The organism is Methylocystis silviterrae (assembly GCF_013350005.1).
Taxonomy (GTDB): Bacteria; Pseudomonadota; Alphaproteobacteria; order Rhizobiales; family Beijerinckiaceae; genus Methylocystis; species Methylocystis silviterrae.
Genome location: NZ_JABVWW010000048.1, coordinates 1 through 4,234 on the forward strand (window position 1 = coordinate 1; position 4,234 = coordinate 4,234).

Consider the following 4,234-nt stretch of genomic DNA (forward strand, 5'->3'; position numbering starts at 1 on the left):
CGAAGCGCGACTAACTTTCTCGCAGCCGTCTGCATCGCCGCGACAATCAGCTATTGGTTATGAGTCTGGACCCTAGATCGCCCAAAGAACAATTTGGTGCTTTCTGCCTAACTGCTGCGCTGTCTTGATCGGCGCCGCGCTCTATCTGGGGGCTCTGACGAATGTTCCGGGGGAACGACCTTGGCCAAGGCTTCGGCTTTAAAGTCATCGAAAAGAAGTTCGCTCGCCAAGAAACTGATCGATCTGCACCGTATCGACGGCGGCAAGGAAATCGGCGCGCCGCTCGCATTGCACATTGACCAGACGCTTACGCAAGATGCCACGGGCACGCTCGCCATGCTTTCGCTTGAGGCGATGCGCCTTGATCGCGTGAAAACGGAGGTCAGCGTCCAATATGTCGATCACAATCTGCTACAAGTCGACAATCTCAACGCTGAAGATCACCTCTTCCTGGAAAGCGCCTGCCGACGATTTGGGCTTTGGTATTCGCGGCCCGGCAACGGCATCAGCCACGTCGTGCATATGGAGCGCTTCGGTCAGCCAGGGAAATCCCTGCTCGGCTCCGATAGCCATACGCCGGCGGCCGGTTCGCTTGGCATGCTGGCGATTGGCGCTGGCGGCCTCGATGTAGCGCTGGCCATGGCGGGAGAGCCCTATGTGACTGAGACGCCCGCGATATTCGGCGTCGAGCTCAATGGCGCCCTACCGGCCTGGGTGAGCGCCAAGGACGTCATACTCGAAATGCTGCGTCGTCACGGCGTCGCTGGCGGCGTGGGAAAAATAATTGAGTATTATGGAAGCGGCCTTGCTGGCCTTACCGCGATGGACCGCCACGTTATCGCCAATATGGGCGCGGAACTCGGCGCGACGACATCGATTTTTCCTTCGGACGAAGCAACGCGCGCGTTCATGGCCGCGCGCGGGCGCGAAGCGCAATGGCGAGCGCTCGCGGCAGATGAAGGCTGTGAATATGATGTCCACGACAGCATCAACCTGTCGGCGCTCGAGCCGCTGATTGCGCTGCCTTCCAGCCCCGGGAAGGTCGTTTCCGTCACCGAGGTTGAAGGCCGGGAGATTGCCCAAGCCTATATCGGTTCTTCCGCTAATCCGGGTTGGCGGGATTTCGCTATATGCGCCGAAATGGTTCGAGGCAGGACAATCCCGCCTGCCGTTTCCTTCGACGTGAATCCAACGTCGCGAGAAGTGCTGCAGATGCTGCTTGACGATCGTCGGCTTGCGGCGCTTCTTGGCGCTGGCGCCCGCATTCATCAGACAGGGTGCAATGGCTGCATCGGTATGGGCCAGGCGCCGGCGATCGGCCGCAATTCCTTGCGCACGACACCGCGCAATTTCCCGGGACGGTCCGGTACGAAGGAAGATTCGGTCTTTCTCTGTTCACCAGAAACCGCAGCCGCTTCGGCCCTCGCAGGCTGCATCGCTGACCCGCGCAAGATCGGCATTCCTTATCCGGAAATGGTTGAGCCCGCGCCAAGGTCCGAATTGTCGCTGATTGAGCCGCCCCCGCCGCCAGCGGTAGCGAAGCGCGTTCTTTTGGAAAAGAGCGCCAATATTCATTCGTTGCCGGACTTTGATCCTCTCCCTGACAAGGTCGAGTTGGAGATTTTGTTGAAAATGGGCGACGACGTATCAACCGACGAAATTCTTCCCGCAGGAGCCAAGGTGCTGCCTTTCCGCTCAAATCTGGTGCGGATCTCGGATTTCGCGTTCGAACCGATTGATCCGGACTATTCACGTCGCGCCCGCGCGCTCGGCGCCGAGCTTGGGCACGTCGTAATCGGCGGCGAGAATTATGGTCAAGGATCATCGCGCGAACACGCCGCCGCGGCGCCGCGCTATCTTGGCCTGCGCGTGGTGATCGCTAAGAGTTTCGCGCGCATTCACCGCCAAAATCTCATTAATTACGGCATTCTCCCGCTGCTCTTCGTACACAATGACGATTATGACCGCCTGCAAATCGGCGACAAGTTGAACTGCGAGAACTTGCGCGGCAGCTTCACGAATGGGGAGGCCATAGTCTTTACGACCTGCAACGGAGTCGTCGAAACGGTCCATCACCTGACGCCTGAGGAAATCGCTGTCATTATCGATGGCGGCGTGATTGCGCATCGACGCCGCCTTCGCCATATGCACGAGGCGTCGGAGAGGCGCTCGGCCTAGCTGAATATCCGTGGAACACGCGCGCCAACCGTTGCAGCTACCCGGCTACGTCTGCGAGCATGGCGTTGAACTGAAAAGCCGCAACAGGGCGTCGAGGATCGGTCGCCGACATTCTTAAGGAGGTCGCAATGGTAAATTTTGGCATCTTGGCGACGCTGGAGGCGAAGATTGGCAAGGAGCACGAGGTTGCAACATTCCTGAAATCGGCGCTGCCCCTCGTGGAAGCAGAGCCGGGCACGGTGTCGTGGTTCGCGATCCGAATGTCGTCCAGCACCTTCGGCATCTTTGATGTCTTCCATGACGAAGCCGGCAGAGACGCTCATCTTGCTGGGGAGGTCGCAAAAGCGCTCATGGCGAAGGTGCCGGAGCTATTCTCACAACCGCCGAAAATTGAGAAAGTTGACGTGCTGGCGTCAAAGCTGGGCTGATCGCGTAAAACGCCCCGACGTTGCATCCGAGCGGGTAGTTCGCGGCTTTGCTTATTGCAGCTGAAGGTCTTTTGCTTCGCATCATCGACGAACAGAGCGTGCGCACGGTTCAGCCTCGGACGTGCGTCGCCCTAGCGCGGAATGGGGATGCGCAAAAGTCCTAGAGATCGCCGAGAGCTCTCGTATGCAGCGGGGTCGCTACGTTGGCGCTCGTCGAAGTCAACAGGAGTGGTTCAGCAGTTGCCGACGATCACGATTCAAGAGAGTGAGCTGCTGAAGCCGACATATGCGCGACGCGGGTTTCTTCCCGAAACCGATCCGCTCGCCGCATTTCCGTCGGGTTCGCCCTATGCCGCGCTCGACGAAATTGGGCGCGATCTAACCAGCCTCCTTTATGACAAAGGATTCCGAACCTATGCACGCGCCTTGCGCATTCCGAAGTGGGAAGAACCCATCTCGGAGATGACTCTTCCGCAGCTTCGCCTTTATTACGTGCGGGTCGGGTTTCTGGCCTCTGCCTATGTCAACCAAGTCGGTCAAGAGCCGGCTACGTCTCTTCCCCGCAACCTTGCCGAACCGCTTACTAACGCGGCGAAACGGCTCAGACGCCCGCCGATCCTCAGTTACGATGGCTATGCGCTGTACAATTGGAAACGCTTCCGCAAGGATGGGCCGATCGCGCTCGGGAACATCGACACGATCCAGAACTTCGTCCATTTGTACGACGAGCACTGGTTCATCCTGGTGCATGTCGAGATCGAGGCTATAGCAGCAGACATTCTAAGAGCGATCGCGACGATCAAGCGCAGGCTGATGGATGATAATGCTGCTGATCTTAGCGCTGACCTTTGGCGCATCGAAAAGGCCATGCGACGACAGGTAGAGGTGCTCAAACGCATTCCTGAGCACATGGATTCCAAGCTCTATTACAAGACCTTCCGGCCTTACATCCGCTTTTTCGAGAATGTGACTTACGAAGGCATCGACCAAACCCCCATGCACTTTCGTGGCGAGACAGGCGCACAAAGCAGCATCATGCCGACGCTCGTCGCCTTTATGAAAATTCCCCACCAGCGGTCCGTACTCACGGATCATCTCGTCGATATGCGCAGATACATGCCAGCCAAGCATCGGGCGCTAATCGAGGAGGTCGAGGCTATGCCCGATATCCGCAGTTCCATGCATAAGGAGGCCTACAATGCTGTCTTGGAGGCGATGGCGGCCTTCCGGCGGGTCCATTACAGTTGGGCTGAGGATTACATCAATCGTTGGACTGATGACCCGCGCGGAACGGGCGGCACTCCTTATATGCAGTGGCTACGACAGATGCTGGACGAAACCGAGGCGCACTCTCTTTGAGCAGTGGGCCACGTGCACGGCAAGATGGACTTGTAGATATCTGATCACGCGCCACCGCGCACGCTCGCCTGATTTGATTGCCCATGGAGTGAATTGTTGGAATCGGAATGTGATGCGGCTTTTCCGAGCATCTCGTTGTTGGGCAATGCTGTCCAGCGCGCTTTCACAGCGTCCGCACGATTTCCTTGAAACGGTTCCACTCGGTCGCCGGCCAAACCTCGGTCTGGGCGTGGCCAAAGGTCCGGATCAACATCGAAACTTTACTTGCC

Annotated in this window: 3 protein-coding genes; all 3 read left to right on the forward strand. The window is 58.0% G+C overall.

Translation table 11 applies throughout. The features are described from left to right. Positions 1–180: 180 nt before the first annotated feature. The 3 genes from HUN39_RS18840 (at position 181) to HUN39_RS18850 (ending at position 3,965) form a co-directional block, all read left to right on the forward strand. Positions 181–2,178: an aconitate hydratase gene (locus tag HUN39_RS18840; protein ID WP_175095964.1), complete on the forward strand. Its 1,998-nt coding sequence runs from the start codon at positions 181–183 to the stop codon at positions 2,176–2,178. Positions 2,179–2,306: 128 nt separating this feature from the next. Beyond that, complete coding sequence (locus tag HUN39_RS18845; RefSeq protein WP_175095965.1) at positions 2,307–2,606, forward strand: putative quinol monooxygenase; 300 nt, start codon at positions 2,307–2,309, stop codon at positions 2,604–2,606. A gap of 240 nt (positions 2,607–2,846) precedes the next feature. Further along, positions 2,847–3,965 (forward strand): PrnB family protein, encoded by a 1,119-nt coding sequence (locus tag HUN39_RS18850; protein ID WP_210267064.1) that lies wholly within the window; start codon positions 2,847–2,849, stop codon positions 3,963–3,965. Positions 3,966–4,234 lie beyond the last annotated feature (269 nt).